This is a genomic window from Paenibacillus sp. FSL K6-0276 (assembly GCF_037977235.1).
In the GTDB taxonomy this organism is placed as follows: domain Bacteria; phylum Bacillota; class Bacilli; order Paenibacillales; family Paenibacillaceae; genus Paenibacillus_AQ.
In genome coordinates this window covers 5,617,563-5,632,066 of the sequence record NZ_CP150276.1, presented here as the reverse complement: position 1 = coordinate 5,632,066, position 14,504 = coordinate 5,617,563, and the positions used below count along the sequence as shown (strand labels likewise).

12 protein-coding genes are annotated in these 14,504 nt (G+C 45.9%); 7 read left to right on the top strand and 5 right to left on the bottom strand.

Going from position 1 to position 14,504, the window contains the following annotated elements; all coding sequences use genetic code 11:
* Positions 1-125: 125 nt before the first annotated feature.
* Positions 126-1,013: a PDZ domain-containing protein gene (locus tag MHH52_RS26610; RefSeq protein WP_340005327.1), complete on the top strand. Its 888-nt coding sequence runs from the start codon at positions 126-128 to the stop codon at positions 1,011-1,013.
* 67 nt (positions 1,014-1,080) lie between these two features.
* On the opposite strand, the gene MHH52_RS26605 is transcribed toward MHH52_RS26610, so the two are convergent.
* Positions 1,081-1,734 (bottom strand): response regulator transcription factor, encoded by a 654-nt coding sequence (locus MHH52_RS26605; RefSeq protein ID WP_340005326.1) that lies wholly within the window; start codon positions 1,732-1,734, stop codon positions 1,081-1,083.
* A 57-nt stretch (positions 1,735-1,791) separates the two neighbouring features.
* Positions 1,792-2,949 (bottom strand): sensor histidine kinase, encoded by a 1,158-nt coding sequence (locus tag MHH52_RS26600; RefSeq protein WP_340005325.1) that lies wholly within the window; start codon positions 2,947-2,949, stop codon positions 1,792-1,794.
* 165 nt (positions 2,950-3,114) lie between these two features.
* On the opposite strand from MHH52_RS26600, the gene MHH52_RS26595 reads away from it, so the two are divergent.
* The 5 genes from MHH52_RS26595 to MHH52_RS26575 all read left to right on the top strand — a co-directional run bounded on the left by MHH52_RS26595 (position 3,115) and on the right by MHH52_RS26575 (position 8,208).
* Positions 3,115-4,050, top strand: coding sequence for an ABC transporter ATP-binding protein (locus tag MHH52_RS26595; protein ID WP_340005323.1), 936 nt, complete (start codon positions 3,115-3,117; stop codon positions 4,048-4,050).
* A gap of 20 nt (positions 4,051-4,070) precedes the next feature.
* Complete coding sequence (locus MHH52_RS26590) at positions 4,071-5,240, top strand: ABC transporter permease (protein WP_340005322.1); 1,170 nt, start codon at positions 4,071-4,073, stop codon at positions 5,238-5,240.
* Complete coding sequence (locus tag MHH52_RS26585; protein ID WP_340005320.1) at positions 5,233-6,393, top strand: ABC transporter permease; 1,161 nt, start codon at positions 5,233-5,235, stop codon at positions 6,391-6,393. The genes MHH52_RS26590 and MHH52_RS26585 overlap by 8 nt, the downstream gene beginning before the upstream one ends.
* A gap of 114 nt (positions 6,394-6,507) precedes the next feature.
* Positions 6,508-6,831 (top strand): L-rhamnose mutarotase, encoded by a 324-nt coding sequence (locus tag MHH52_RS26580; protein WP_340005318.1) that lies wholly within the window; start codon positions 6,508-6,510, stop codon positions 6,829-6,831.
* A 222-nt stretch (positions 6,832-7,053) separates the two neighbouring features.
* A complete protein-coding gene (locus MHH52_RS26575; RefSeq protein WP_340005316.1) occupies positions 7,054-8,208 on the top strand; it encodes a cation:proton antiporter in 1,155 nt (384 codons plus the stop codon).
* 63 nt (positions 8,209-8,271) lie between these two features.
* Here the strand turns inward: MHH52_RS26575 and MHH52_RS26570 are convergent, their stop codons facing one another.
* Genes MHH52_RS26570 through MHH52_RS26560 form a run of 3 tightly spaced genes read right to left on the bottom strand, consistent with a single transcriptional unit; the run spans position 8,272 to position 10,925 of the window.
* Positions 8,272-9,069, bottom strand: coding sequence for an ABC-2 family transporter protein (locus MHH52_RS26570; RefSeq protein WP_340005315.1), 798 nt, complete (start codon positions 9,067-9,069; stop codon positions 8,272-8,274).
* 18 nt (positions 9,070-9,087) lie between these two features.
* The gene (locus tag MHH52_RS26565; protein WP_340005314.1) at positions 9,088-9,888 is read right to left on the bottom strand and encodes an ABC-2 family transporter protein; all 801 of its coding nucleotides are present in this window, start codon (positions 9,886-9,888) and stop codon (positions 9,088-9,090) included.
* Positions 9,879-10,925 (bottom strand): ATP-binding cassette domain-containing protein, encoded by a 1,047-nt coding sequence (locus tag MHH52_RS26560; RefSeq protein ID WP_340005313.1) that lies wholly within the window; start codon positions 10,923-10,925, stop codon positions 9,879-9,881. The genes MHH52_RS26565 and MHH52_RS26560 overlap by 10 nt, the downstream gene beginning before the upstream one ends.
* Positions 10,926-11,264: 339 nt before the next feature.
* Here MHH52_RS26560 and MHH52_RS26555 point away from each other — a divergent pair, with 339 nt between their 5' ends.
* Positions 11,265-14,312, top strand: coding sequence for an efflux RND transporter permease subunit (locus MHH52_RS26555; RefSeq protein WP_340005311.1), 3,048 nt, complete (start codon positions 11,265-11,267; stop codon positions 14,310-14,312).
* Positions 14,313-14,504: the final 192 nt, after the last annotated feature.

Below are 14,504 nucleotides of genomic sequence, written 5' to 3'. Positions count from 1 at the left end.
GTGTGAGGTACTTATGCTTCGCGTATTCAATAGGCTTGCTAGGCGTGATTCAATTTATACTGTCTTTCTTTCCGAATGCTTTACATAGTGGAACGGTCGGGAACATAACAACGGCCATACGTGAGATGGATATTCCCGCCTTGCTAGTGCTTGCTGCGCTACTGCACATGGCGGAGGCACTGCTGGCCCGCAGACAAGGGGCGAAGCTTGCGACGCCGCTCTTCTTGAAGGGCAAGCGCGGCATGGTTGTTGGCGGCTATCAGCTGCAGGCCTTCTGGCCGCTGCCGCTGTTCCTGCTGATCCCTTCGGGGGCAGGAACGATGGACTTGCCATGGCAGCCGCTATTAGGCGGCGGGCTTGGCATTGTCTCTTTGCCCGTCATCATCGGCTTTAGCGAGATGACGCAGGGCATGCTGCCCGGGCGCAAGGCGGCCCGTACTTCAGGACGGCTGCTGATATACAGCATCGTCCTGTTGGGCTTAAGCCTGCTTGCATCCTGGTGGAGCCCGCTGACCCTGCTCGCGGCGCTCGCAGCAATTGTGCTGCACGAAGGGTTAAGCTGGTACAGCGCTCTGGAAGAGCGCAGCATCAGCCCCATCTTCGTGCATCCACCGCGCGGCCGCAAGGTGCTGGCCGTGCTGCCGGGCAGTCCCGGGCAGGAGCTGGGCATCCTGCCCGGCGAGATCTTACTGAAGGTCAACGGGGTCCTGTTGACCGATGCGGCGCAGCTACATGAGGCGCTGCGCATGAATCCAGCGTTCTGCAAGCTGGAGGTGCTGAACCGTGAAGGGGAGAGCAAATACCTTCAGAGCCCGATTTACGATGGAGATCATCATCAGCTCGGCATCATTCTGGTGCCGGAGACAGATGGAGCGATTACTGCTGAAGCGAAGCCATCCAGCATCTTCAGCATCATCACGATGAAGACAGGTACTCGCAGCCGGAATCTTCCGGACGGTCGACTCAAACGGAACAAAGCCGCTGAAGCCAAAAAGGAATCGGCGGAAGGATAACTAAAGTTAAGCCCGGACTCTGGAAATAGAGTCGGGCTTTTTTTCAATATGAACCAACTACTTAGTGCTATCCCCGCCCATTCTTCAAATAAAAAATAGCGATTTGCGTACGATCCCGCAGCTCCAATTTGCTTAAAATATCCGTTATGTAATTTTTGACCGTACCCTCGCTTAAGAATAGCTGTCCAGCGATTTCTTTGTTGGTATGCCCTTCAGCGATAGAAGCGACAACGGCCAGTTCCATTTTGGTCAGTCCGAAAGATTCCAGCGGCTGTGCCTGTGGGGATTCGTGGCGGGTCGCAGGCTGTAGAAAGGTTGCTAGCTTGCGCGCGATATCAGGGTGGATCAGCATGTTACCTTCATAGACCGTTTTGATACCTTGTATGATACGGTCTGGCGGTATGTTTTTGAGTAAATATCCACTGGCTCCGTTGCGCAGCGCTTCAATGATATACTCATCGTCATCGAAGGTGGTTAGCATCAGTATCGAAACTTGCGAAAAAACCTGCTTAATTTTCTCTGTCGCTTCAACACCACCACAGCCTGGCATACGAATATCCATTAGAATCACATCGGCCATTTCCCCCGCTTGGAGCAAACTCAAGGCCTCGTTTCCGTCACTCACAGCTCCGATCACTTCAATATCCGGGTCCATCCCTATCAGCACTTGTAGACTTTGGCGAATAAAGGGATCGTCATCTACAATCATCACTTTAATCATTACCGTGGCTCCTTCTTCCTAATATAGATTTCTTCTTTACCTCAAGTCCTACGTTCCCTATACGATCTCTCCCTGCTTATAAACGGGCAACCGCGTAACCACTGTGAAATGAGGCTCCTGCCGCAGTTCCAGGGTTCCACCGATCAGATGTGTTCGCTCGGATATTCCTTTCATCCCGACGCCACCACTTCCCGGCAGTTTGGTTAGTTTATTGCCTTCGGGAAGTATCCCGTTGTTGCTAACCTCCATCGTAATCCCAGCATCACTGAATTCGATTTTAATCCAGATCGCCGTTGCTTTTCCGTGACGCAGGGCATTGGTTATGGCCTCACGGGCGTTCTTATACAAGATCACCTGAATACTAGGATACAGCGGGTAGGGAATGCCATGTACTTGGTATGAGGTCTCGATTCCCGTATCGCGGCCGATCTCTTCGAGCAGTCGATCTAGCGCGTAAGCTCCCTCTAATTGCGGGGTATAGTTGATACGTCTTACCGTGGAGCGCATATCGTCCATGCTGGCCGACAACTGATCTCGAATTAGTTCCATCATCTGCATTCCGCTCTCAGGAGAGGTTGGTAAGGTCTGCAGTGCGGCTTCCATCATCATTTTAATGCGAATCAGGCGGTGGCCGATATCGTCATGGAGTTGACGTGAGATTCGAATTCGTTCTTTGGACTGAGCTGCATCTTCGACTTGGGCGTTGAACTCCAGAAGTCGGTTGCGGGCTTCATCAAGCTCGAAATGCTTTTTGCGCAGCTCATCATATAAGTGTAGGGTATCCTCGCGTCCCCGGCCAGCTCTCTGTAATAGTTCGTTGAGATAGGCGATGAGCAGAAATGTAATGTTGATGAAAGTTACTAAGAGCTGTGGAGAATCCCAGAGCGCAACGTTTAAAGTAATCAGATGCACTATCGTAAACACGAGAGGCACTCCTTGAGGCTGAAGTCTGGAATAATAAAGTAATGCCGAAATCGCCGGAAAAATCATGATACTGCCGTACTGATAACATAACCAGGTAGTGAACAGCACTTCAATGATGCTTATCAAGGCATGAAAGGATCGGGGAAGCTTTGGGACCATGACCACAAGGAATAGCAGCATTAGAATATGCAGTGTGAAGATTCCATAATCGGCATATTGGTAGATATACATAGTAAAAAAAGCCGGAACTATGATGAGTCCATAACGCAATAGGTTTAGCTCTCTGGTCACGCCTGAGTCATCCTTTATGTTTTTTTCTAATCTTAGCATATTAACCCACTAGTTCAGGAGATGACTTTAGTCACCTTCAAAAGATGACCTTACGTACCTTTGCTGGAACTCACTTTAAGCTAAAATTGGAAATATAGAAGCACAAACGACAGGAGAGATGAAAAGATGGCGATCGCAGTGTTAACCGATGTGGTGAAACGATATGAAGGTAAATTAACAGTGGATCATGTGAATATGACGATACAAGAAGGAGAAATCTTTGGCCTACTAGGTCCGAACGGAGCCGGTAAAAGTACAACGATCAGTATGATCTGCGGATTGCTTAAGATTGACGGGGGAGACATTGTTATTGATGGTCTGCCTGTGACTTCGCAATCCCTCGAGGTGAAGAAAAGAATTGGATTGGTTCCACAGGATTTAGCCCTGTACGACACCATGACAGCGGCGGATAACGTCACCTTTTTCGGGAAATTGTACGGTTTGCGTGGCAAGCTCTTGAAGGAACGGGTAGAAGAAGCTCTTACCTTCACAGGACTTAGCGACCGTGCCAAAGAGAAACCCTCTACCTTCTCTGGAGGGATGAAAAGACGTCTAAACATTGCTTGCGCTATTATGCATCGTCCGAAGCTGATTATTATGGATGAACCGACCGTAGGGATTGATCCGCAATCTCGTAATCATATCCTTGAATCGGTCAAGGAGCTAAATCGACTCGGTTCAACCATTATTTATACGAGTCACTACATGGAGGAAGTCGCAGCTATTTGTGATCGGGTAGCGATCATGGATAAAGGGCATATCATTGCCTGTGGTACGGAAAAAGAACTTCGTGAAAGGGTCGCTCAGGAAGAGAAAATCGTCATCAAGGCCACTAATATCACTCCAGATCTAGTCCACGAGCTGAATCTTCATCCGAGAATTAGCCGCGTAGAAGTAAAAGAAGGTGTAGTCGAACTGTATCTGCCATCTTCGCAAGGTGAGCTGCAGGATATTCTTTTTATTTTTTCCAAACATGAGGGGATTATTGGATCTCTAAATATTGAAGAGCCCGATCTGGAGACGCTATTCCTAAGCCTGACCGGACGGACCTTACGTGATTAAGAGGGGGGAGGAACATTCTAATGAAGACATGGACGATTATGATCTACGAGCTGCGCAGGTTATTTAGCTCACGGTCGATGATATTAAATATGTTTTTGCTGCCACTGCTGTTAATCTTTCTACTAGGTGCTTCGCTCTCTAATGTCGTCGGTGATAAAGGGGCCTCCCAGATTGATCCGGTACGAGTGGGTGTAGTGAATCTTTCTGGAGAAGGCTATGAAAGCTCTGTAATGATGGATAGTTTTTTGAAAACAACCGAGCTTAAGGATATCATTACTCCGGTTATGGTAAATAGTCGAGAGGCGGCAGAAAGCGGTCTGCGGACAGGGAAATATGGTTATGCGGTCATTGTTCCTCTGGGCTTTGATAGCAAGGTACAGAGCGGTGAAACCGCACAGCTGGAGTTTATACTCGGCAAAAAACGTACAGACAATATGGTCGCAGGGACGGTATTCGATAATTTTCTGAACAATCTTAATTACAAGCAGTCAGTGGCGATGACGCTAGGTCCAGCAGCTTTGAACGTTACAGCACTAAGTACCAGTAATCAGCCTTCTGTTAAACTTGGAGAACTTAGCGAAGGAGGGTATTCCTATACTTCTTCCCAATTCTATGCGGTGTCCATGATGCTAATGTTCCTACTCTATAGTGGATTGACTGTAACAACCTCGCTTTTTAATGAAAAAGAAAATCATACGCTTTTCAGAATAAATTCAATGCCTGTCAAAGGCTCACAGCTATTCATTGGTAAAATGCTTGGTGTAGGAATTGTAAGTATCGTTCAATGCGCAGCGATTATTATTCTAACGAATGTGTTATTCGGTGTGAATTGGGGAAATCGTCCGGGCTTGCTACTCCTATTTTGTCTGCTAATGATTGTGGCATCTATGACGTTATCTATCGTTATTTCTATGTTTAGCAAGACTGGAGCAAGCGCAAGAAGTGTGGTTACGGTACTCACTGTGAGTATGACCTTCATTAGCGGAGGAATGGCGCCACTTCCAGAATCGTGGGTGAACTCTGTAGGGATCTTTACAATTAACCATTGGGCAATGCAGGCTATCTTGAAAATGATGCTACATGCCGATGTATCGCAAATCATGCCGAATTTGGGAGTTTTATCGCTGATCTGTCTAGTTTTGTTCAGTGCAGCGGCTATTTCGTACCGGAAGGTGGGTTATCATGGATAAAATCTTAACGATTGGCTGGAACATGGTGAAGCGAACCATTGGTACTAGGAAAGGTGTGCTCATATATATTCTGCTTCCTTGTATTGTACTTGCTGGTATTGTTTCTGTTACTGGAACGATGGGGGAGAACCCAGCTGTTGTGCTGTATTCCAATATGGATAACGGAGCTGCAGGTAAGCACTTGCTCACTGAACTAAAGAATTCTGGAGAATATAAATTTCTAGAAAAGTCTGACGAGACTGCCTTAATAGAAGGAGTTGTCGATCAGAATGGAGAAGCGGGGATTCTAATTCCAGCAGGCTTCACTTCAGCTCTACTTGCAGGGGAAGAGCCACAAATTAGTGTGTATGAGCTCAAGACGAATGAAACTTCCGTTATGATTAAATTAAAAGCAAGCGCAATTGCTGATGATATGCGGAATACCGCTGCCTTAATTGGAGCAGCTAATGAAGGATCCAGCGACTCCGCCGCACAGTTTACTACTGTCATGCAAAGAGCGGAACAGCACAGTGTAGGCAGTATACGAACCGATTATAATCTGTACCCACGGGAAGGATTAGGAGCCGTAACGGGCTTAACGTTAATGTTCCTGATGGGGCTAGTCACGAGTTCAGTGTCTCTTATTATGGATGACCGGAAAGGTCGCACAATGATGCGGATGTTCAGCGCTCCGGTCCGTTCTTACGAGATTGCTCTTGGTAATTTTCTGGGTAGTTTCATGGTTGGGCTGATTCAGATTGTCGTAGTTCTCGCCTTGGGACGCTGGGTGCTGCACTATGACTATGAAGTCCCAATGTATCTATATTTCCTAGTTCTTGCCGCATTTATGCTGGTGTCTATGGGGATCGCCAGTACAGTGGCAGGGTTAATTCGTAATCCTAATAATGCCGGGATGTTGAATGCCCTTATTCTAACACCGACTTGTATGCTTGGAGGCTGTTTCTGGCCTTTATCCATTATGCCGGACTATATGCAGAAGGCGGCTAACTTTGTTCCGCAAAAATGGGCCATCCAAGCGGTCGACATCGCTGCAAACGGCGGTGGCTGGAATGAGTTATGGTTACCTTTTGCCATTCTGGGTCTCATGGCCGTCGTACTGCTGGCGATTGGTTCTGCAATTCTCCGTCCGAGCGAAGCGGGAATTAACGCTTAGGAATCTTGCAGCGGAATTCATAGCTTGGACTGCTACCTTCAGGTACAATAATAGGTATCAAATGTCCTAATCCTTATTATGTACAAAAGAGGGCATTTCTAGGAGGATGAGCAGATGAGCAGCAATAAATTAGCTTGGACATGGCGGGTGAAGGAAGAATGTTTAGAAGAGTATATAGCTATGCATTTAAATCCTTGGCCGGAAATTTTGGAGGAGCATAATAAGGCTGGTATTTCTAACTACTCCATCTTTCAGAATGGCAATCAATTTTTTTATTGCTTTGAATGTGAGGATACTGAAGCGGCTTTCGATTACATTGCCAAAAGTGACGCCTGCAACCGATGGAATGCTATTACCTCAAAGATGGTTGAAGGGTCATTTGATTTCAATGATGAGGTGCCAATGTTGCCTTTACGCGAAGTGTTCTATCTAAAATAGTGAAGATGATACTTAATTGACTAAAATCTGCATAGTGTATATTATTGGCGCATCTTGTTTACAGGCTTTAATATTACGGGTATAATATAATTAATAATACTAAATTGAATAATTTTTTGTTTTTTGGAGGAGCCTGTCAACAAGGGCTCCTCTTTGTCTTTTTTTGGCTTGGAGAAGTCCCTGGTTGGCAGTTCTTATATACAACAAGGGAGTGGATGAAACATGGAGTTTGTTCTATATCTTATGCTGATTATTCTATTCACCAAGCTAGCTGGTGATTTATCTGTACGACTGGGACAACCGTCGGTACTGGGTAAGCTAATTGTGGGTATTATACTGGGTCCTGCGGTACTGGGTTGGATTCAGAATGGAGAGTTTATTCATTATTTTTCGGAGATCGGTGTTCTATTGTTAATGTTTATAGCGGGTCTTGAGACGGATCTGGATCAATTGCGCAAGAATTGGAAATCAGCTTTCGCAGTAGCCGTCGGAGGTATTATTTTACCTTTTATTGGTGGATTCGCCATAGGGGAAATGTTTGGTTTTGCTTATCATAATGCTATGTTTATGGGCGTCATTCTTAGTGCAACATCGGTCAGCATATCGGTTCAGGTGCTGAAGGATATGAATAAGCTGAACACACGTGAAGGTTCTACCATTCTGGGAGCCGCCGTTGTAGATGACATCCTGGTTGTTATCTTGCTCGCTGTATTAATGAGCTTTTTCGGCACAGGAGAATCAGCATCTATTGGTCTTTTGATTACAAAAAAGGTGTTGTTCTTCGCTGTAGCGCTTGTTGTGGGTTGGTTCGTTGTGCCTCGGGTTATGAAATGGATGGCTCCGCTAAAGGTGACAGAGGCTGTTATCGCAGCGGCGCTAATGATTTGCTTTGCGTTCGCGTATTTTGCTGAAATTATGGGGATGGCAGGAATCATCGGTGCTTTTGCAGCTGGGATTGCTATTTCACAAACCTCCTTTAAGCACGCTGTGGAATCTAAGATTGAGCCTATAGCGTATTCGATCTTTGTTCCGGTCTTCTTTGTCAGTATCGGACTTAGTGTTTCTTTTGAAGGGGTTGGAAGCCAAATCGGGTTCGTCCTCTTGCTGACGGTGGTTGCCATTCTGACCAAGCTGTTTGGTGGCGGTCTGGGTGCGCGTCTTACAGGTTTTAATAACCGTTCGTCGCTTATTATTGGTTCAGGGATGATTTCGCGGGGTGAGGTAGCATTGATCATCGCGGCAACAGGTCTGCAAAGCGGATTGTTGCAGCAGCAGTATTTTACTTCTGTAATTATTGTTGTCATTGTAACTACATTGGTAACACCGCCACTCTTAAAATATATATTCCGTGATCCAGTACGCGCGGAAGGGAAATAAACTATAGCAAGAGGGAGTCCTGTTGGCCATTTAAATGGCTTACGGGACTCCCTTTTTTATGTTCTAGTTCCCCGTGCTTTCGTAACGGGAAAGTCCGAATCGGAAAATACCATAAGCGGCTGCCGCACTCCCAATGGCGACGAGCGGAGCCAGCATCCACCAGCCATGCCACTCACTTTTGTCAAAGATATAGGTTGCCGGATAGAAACTGATAAAGGCATAGGGAAGAACGGTGGAGATAAAGATACGTACGGCTTGAGGAAACAGTGTAATTGGGTATTTCGCCAGATCCGCCAGGTTATGCACCATTAGAGGGAAGGCATTACCAGCATTACGAATCCAAAAGGCTGCTGAATTTCCGATCAAGTTGATAGATACACGGATAATTACGGCTGTTGCCAGCAACAACAAGGTGATCGCAGCTTTGCCTAGAGTCCAATGAAGCTGTCCATGGGTAAAGGCTTGCCAGATTATAACTCCACCAATCAGCAAATTGCCTAGACCGTTAATGCCGATCCCCGTACAAAAGATCTGTAAAATAACGGGCACTGGCCGAAGTAGATAACGATCTAACTCTCCTCGGTTCACTAGACCACTCATTCTCCAGGTGCCTTCAAAAAACAGGGAACCTATTCCTTCGGTTAGAAAGATCATCGCGTACATAAAAGCGACTTCCCAGAACTGCCAGCCATTGATATCCGGAATCCGGTCATAGATGACCCAAAGAAAAACAAATCCCAGTACCTGTGTTAATGCCGCAGAACACATTAATATGTAGAAATCTTTGTCATACTCTAGAATTGCTTTTAGCTGCTGAACATACATGCGTCTATATAGATAGATCATGCGTGAAACTTTCATTATGACTCCCCCTCCGCTTTAGCCTCCATGTATGGTCACCTGACGAACGGCCCAGTTCCACATGCATTTCCCGGCAATCCATAAAACAATGCCCCAGAAGCATTGAATACCGATTAGGCTAAGCGCTTCAGATACATCAGCCTGCTCCAAGAAGATCATAGATGGCGTGTGGATGATGCTTTGAAAGGGTAGCAATAAGGCCAGCTTTTCCAGCCAGTCTGGAAAAAAGGCCAAAGGAACCAAGGCCCCCGACAATAGATTCGTAACTGCAATCCGCGCCCATACAATGCCCATAGAGCCAGTAGACCAGAAACATAACAAGGCTGCTAGATAGACGATACCGAACTTCACCAGTATAGCGGCAAGTAAACTCACAGCGAATAAGACATAGACAAATGGAGAATGAGGAATGGTTATTCCCGAAGTGAACAGGACGAATATTCCAATCAGGATCGTACTCATGCCCCCCTCCAGAAGACTGGACCCCAACGTTTCTGCAAAACGAGCCGTCTGAAAGTCTATCGGCTTCAATAAATCAGCGGCTACACTGCCGTCCAGAATTTTTCCGGAGATAGAAGTCTCGGAATACCAGGAAAGAACGGAATTCGCCAAAAAGGTGACGAGTAAATAGGTCTTCATCTGATCCCATGTATAGCCGCCTAAGGAATCCCGCCCACTGTAAATTCCCTGCCATAAAAAATAAATAGCGAGTAAATTCACAAAATTAGATAAGAAGGTAATGACATATGAAGTCCGATAAGCCAATACATTTTGCAGGGAACGATTCGTAATACTGCTGTATTTTCTAATTACAGACATGGTTGTTCAACGCCTCTCCGCTGTCCGCTACCGTGGTTCAAATCCAAATTTCCGTCATACACGGCTTTGATGACCTGCTCAATGTTGGCATCTTCCATGCGAAAGTCCACGACTTCCCCGTATTTCATCACTTGACTTACAATCTCACTGGCGGTGTACTCATAGCGGTCGAATGACAAGGAGAATTCCAGCTCATTTTGAATATCCAATTGAACATCGGCAGATATATTAAAGTGTTGAAACAGGGCGGGGATGGGTGAGGCAATCTGGAAAAAGATGATCCGTTCGCGCGCAAAATTAGCTTTTACCTCCTGTAAGCTACCGTCATAGATAATAGCGCCGTGATCTGTAATAATCAGACGTTTACATAAGTCCTCAATGTCACCTAGATCATGTGTGGTTAGCATAACAGTTGTTTGTTGCTCCAAATTAATCTGTTTAATAAATTCGCGTATCTTCTGTTTGACGGAGACGTCTAGACCAATGGTCGGTTCATCCAAATATAAAATCGGTGGGTTATGTAATAAGGAAGCCGCTAGATCCGCACGCATCCGCTGACCAAGTGACAGCTTACGGGCGGATAAATGGATAAATTCATTCATGCCCAGCATTTCAACAAACATATCGAGATTATGCTTAAAAACGGACTCGGGGATATTATAAATATCCTTAAGTAAGGCGAAGGATTCCGTTATCGGAATATCCCACCACAGCTGTGTGCGTTGCCCAAAGACGGCGCCAATCTGCTGGGCATTTTCCATTCTTTTTTTATGAGGATTGATACCGTTCACAGAAATAGTGCCAGAAGAAGGCATTAGGATTCCGGTGAGCATTTTAATCGTTGTTGATTTTCCGGCCCCATTTGGACCTACATAAGCCACCGTCTCTCCCTTTTCAATCGTAAGATTCAGCGGCTGGACAGCCACTTTCTCGATATGTTTGGGAACAAACAGATGTTTCACTGCGCCTGATAACCCCGGCCCCTTCACGGCCTGCATGAATGATTTGGACAATTGCCTCGCTTCAATAATACTCAAGTGATTCCCTCCTAACTAATTCCAATCTCATAAAATCCAGTATTTTGTAAATGTAACATAAAAATGATGCTGCTAACTATCGAATTTTGCCGAATCAGCAGATTTTTTTAGCATTTTAACTGACTCTTCTCAGATTGGTTCATTAGGAAGGAAGAGGATGGGGATCTGGCTACAGAAGGGGAAAGTTCCCCGCCTTAAGACTGAGTACGAAACCAGCCGCAGGACTGTTTTGACTTTGGTCAAAAATGTCTAAACTAAATCTCGGGATGGAAAATAATACATAATGAGGCAGTCATAAGAGGAGTACCAGAAATATACGGGGTGGAAGGGGAAACGAAAATGAAGTGGTTAACCAAATGGTCGTTCGGTAACAAGGCTGCGGTGGGGCTTTTAGTTGTAATGGCTCTTGTAGTGGGAGGGATGAGCTATACTTCGCTACCGATGGAATTTATGCCAGAGGCAGATAATCCTCAAGTTACTGTAACGGTGCTCGGTCCGGGTCAGGATGCCCATGCGATGGAGACAAAGGTTACGAAGCCGATTGAGGCTGGGGCTGCTTTTGTAAAGGGGAAGAAAGAAATACTGTCTACTTCCGGAGATGGATACGCACAGGTGAACATCTTTTATGATTCGAAGACGAATATGAAGGATGCTGCGCAAGAGGTGCAAAAGGTTGTAGATTCGTTGCAGTTTCCTGAAGGGGTGATGGATCCTTTTGTACTTCAACTGAATACTTCCATGATACCCGTGTCTCAGATCACTCTTTCGTTTGACGAAGGTCTAACTAAAGAGAACCTTAAGCTTGCTGAAGAAACCATCATTCCAGAGATGCAAAAAGCAGAAGGTGTAGCCAATGTCGCCTTATATGGCAAAGTAACTCCGCAAGTGCGAGTGAAGCTAGATCCGAAATTAATGGCTGAGAAGGGAATTACAACACCTCAAGTACTAGGGTTACTTCAAGGACGTAATGTATCGGCATCCCTTGGGGAGCAGACGATTGGTGGCCAGACAGGTAACGTTAACGTGGTTTCTACAATTGATAGTATCGATACCCTAAAAAAGCTACCCGTATCCTCGGGTGTTAAGCTGCAGGATATTGCTGCCATCGAATTGAAGCAGGATCAAGAAAGCGTTAGCCGTTCGAACGGGAAAGATGTTCTTTTCGCCATAGTGACCAAAGAGGCCAACGCAAATGCAGTAAGTGTCGGAGATCATATACAGGATACCGTAGCTCATATTAATAAAACGATTCCTAACGCAGAAGCAGCAGTGGTGTTCAGTACATCAGATATGGTGGTTACCTCTGTAAACAGTATGATGCGTGAAGTATTGCTCGGCGCATTGTTTGCGACGATCGTGATTCTGTTGTTCCTGCGCAACCTGCGGGCAACACTGATTACGGCGGTTTCTATCCCGCTTTCTCTAGCAGTTACCTTATATCTGCTTGATATATCTGGCATAAGTCTAAATATTATTACACTCGGAGGTGTGGCTGTTGCGGTCGGACGTCTGGTGGATGATAGTATCGTAGTCATTGAGAACATCTACCGTAGGCTGCAAAAAGAACCCTTCTCCCGGGAAATGATTATAAGCGCTACTGGGGAAGTGGCTAGAGCAATTACTTCATCAACGATTGCAACAGTAGCTGTGTTTCTGCCTATGGGTCTTTTGCGTGGTAGTTTACAGGCTTTCCTGCTTCCGTTTGCCTTAACTGTCACGTATTCATTGCTTACTTCACTCGTTGTAGCTTTGACCGTGGTACCTCTGTTAAGCGCATGGCTGCTCAGAAGAACCTCTATGAAAGAACACGAGCCATCTAAATGGTTTACTCGATTCCTTGATTGGAATCTGCGCCGGAAATGGATCACCTTATCGCTAGGTCTTCTACTTCTGATTGGCTCTATCGCGGCCTATGTAACTATGCCGAAAGGTGCGCTTGATGCTTCAGATGCTAGCTATGTCTCTGTTCAGTTGAATTATCCTAAGGATGTTCCTGTTAAAGAGATCTTGGAAAAAGGAAAGCAGCTAGAGCAGGATCTGATGAAACAGCCAGAAGCGGAAACGGTGATTATGCAGTCAGGGAATAGTGCGGATGCGGCTCAGTGGGGCACTGTCAGTTCGGAGACCTTGGTGGATTATACCGTTGTTATGAAAAAAGGTGCGGATGCTGAGGCATTCATCAATCATGTTCGTGATGTGAAGGATTCCTACGCTGGTGCAACACTCGTTGCCAATGAAATGAGTATGATGGGCTCAAGCTCTACCAGTGAGTATATTGATATCGTTGGGGATAATCTTACAGATATTACTGCTGTTGCAGCAACAGTTACGGATAAGTTGAAGACTGTGGAGGGTATTCAGAAGGTCAGTAGCAATATGGAGGATACCAAACCTGTATTTAGTTTCAAGGTAGATCCAGCGCAGACGAATGCGCAAGAAATCACCATGCAATTGTCGGCTATGCTGAATCCGATCCCGATGGGGCAAATCGAACTTGACGGTACTCCTGCTGGAGTAGTGTTAGATCCTATGGCTCAGCCGAAGTCGGAGCAAGATTTAAAAGCAATGACGCTCATGACTGCTGAAGGACCAAAGCCGCTGTCTCAACTCGCAACTTATGAGGTTCGGAATGAACCCGCCTTGTTGTTCCATAAAGATGGGAAGCCATATGCGAGAATTACAGCAGAAGTTGATCCGAAGAAGGTGTCTGAAATCGGAGCGGATATTAAAAAGCAAACCGATAGCCTTACCCTTCCGAAAGGTGTCACCTTGTTTGCAGGAGGAGCCTCGGTCGATCAGTCAGAGGATTTCAACGACCTTGGCATGACGGCGCTAATCTCCATCGGGTTGGTGTATCTGATCATGGTCCTCACCTTCAAAACCCTTCGTGCTCCGCTGGCGATCATGTTCTCCTTACCGCTAGCAGCGATTGGAGCGATTGTTGGACTTATCGTATCCGGCGTAACACCTGACTTCACTGCTCTTTTCGGGGCTCTGATGTTAATAGGTATCGTCGTTACGAATGCGATTGTGCTCATCGACCGCATTAAGCAGAATGAAGCGCATATGAGTATCCGCGAAGCCATTCTGGAAGCGGCCGGAACACGGATGCGTCCGATTCTGATGACAGCTATTGCTACCATTTGCGCCATGACACCACTGCTGTTCGGCCATGCCGAGATGGGCAGCATTGTCTCGCAAAGCTTGGCGATTGTAGTTATCGGGGGATTAACTGCGGCAACACTGCTTACGCTAGTTGTAGTGCCGGCGATTTACGAGCTGTTCTACTTCCGTAAATCAGCTAAGGAGCGCAAAGGCGTGGCGAAAGTAGAAACTCCGACGCATGGTGTAAATAATGATTTTCACAACGATATACAAAGCATTTAGCATAATTAATATGAAGGGGATGAGAGAGAATATTCTATGGGACGAAGACCAGGCAGATAACATTAATAATGCAAGGAGCAAATAAGGAAGGAACAATAAATACTTTCTGTGGAATACATTATGGACAAATTCAAATTTCATAAGGAATACAATCCTTTCTAATGGGAAAACGCTACCCTCGAAATTAGAATA

Excerpts from the sequence above, each read along its gene's own strand:
- MHH52_RS26610 (WP_340005327.1), top strand. The coding sequence starts at position 126 with ATGGATATTCCCGCCTTGCTAGTGCTTGCTGCGCTACTGCACATGGCG.
- MHH52_RS26605 (WP_340005326.1), bottom strand. The coding sequence starts at position 1,734 with ATGATTAAAGTGATGATTGTAGATGACGATCCCTTTATTCGCCAAAGT.
- MHH52_RS26595 (WP_340005323.1), top strand. The coding sequence starts at position 3,115 with ATGGCGATCGCAGTGTTAACCGATGTGGTGAAACGATATGAAGGTAAA.
- MHH52_RS26590 (WP_340005322.1), top strand. The coding sequence starts at position 4,071 with ATGAAGACATGGACGATTATGATCTACGAGCTGCGCAGGTTATTTAGC.
- MHH52_RS26585 (WP_340005320.1), top strand. The coding sequence starts at position 5,233 with ATGGATAAAATCTTAACGATTGGCTGGAACATGGTGAAGCGAACCATT.
- MHH52_RS26580 (WP_340005318.1), top strand. The coding sequence starts at position 6,508 with ATGAGCAGCAATAAATTAGCTTGGACATGGCGGGTGAAGGAAGAATGT.
- MHH52_RS26575 (WP_340005316.1), top strand. The coding sequence starts at position 7,054 with ATGGAGTTTGTTCTATATCTTATGCTGATTATTCTATTCACCAAGCTA.
- MHH52_RS26570 (WP_340005315.1), bottom strand. The coding sequence starts at position 9,069 with ATGAAAGTTTCACGCATGATCTATCTATATAGACGCATGTATGTTCAG.
- MHH52_RS26565 (WP_340005314.1), bottom strand. The coding sequence starts at position 9,888 with ATGTCTGTAATTAGAAAATACAGCAGTATTACGAATCGTTCCCTGCAA.
- MHH52_RS26555 (WP_340005311.1), top strand. The coding sequence starts at position 11,265 with ATGAAGTGGTTAACCAAATGGTCGTTCGGTAACAAGGCTGCGGTGGGG.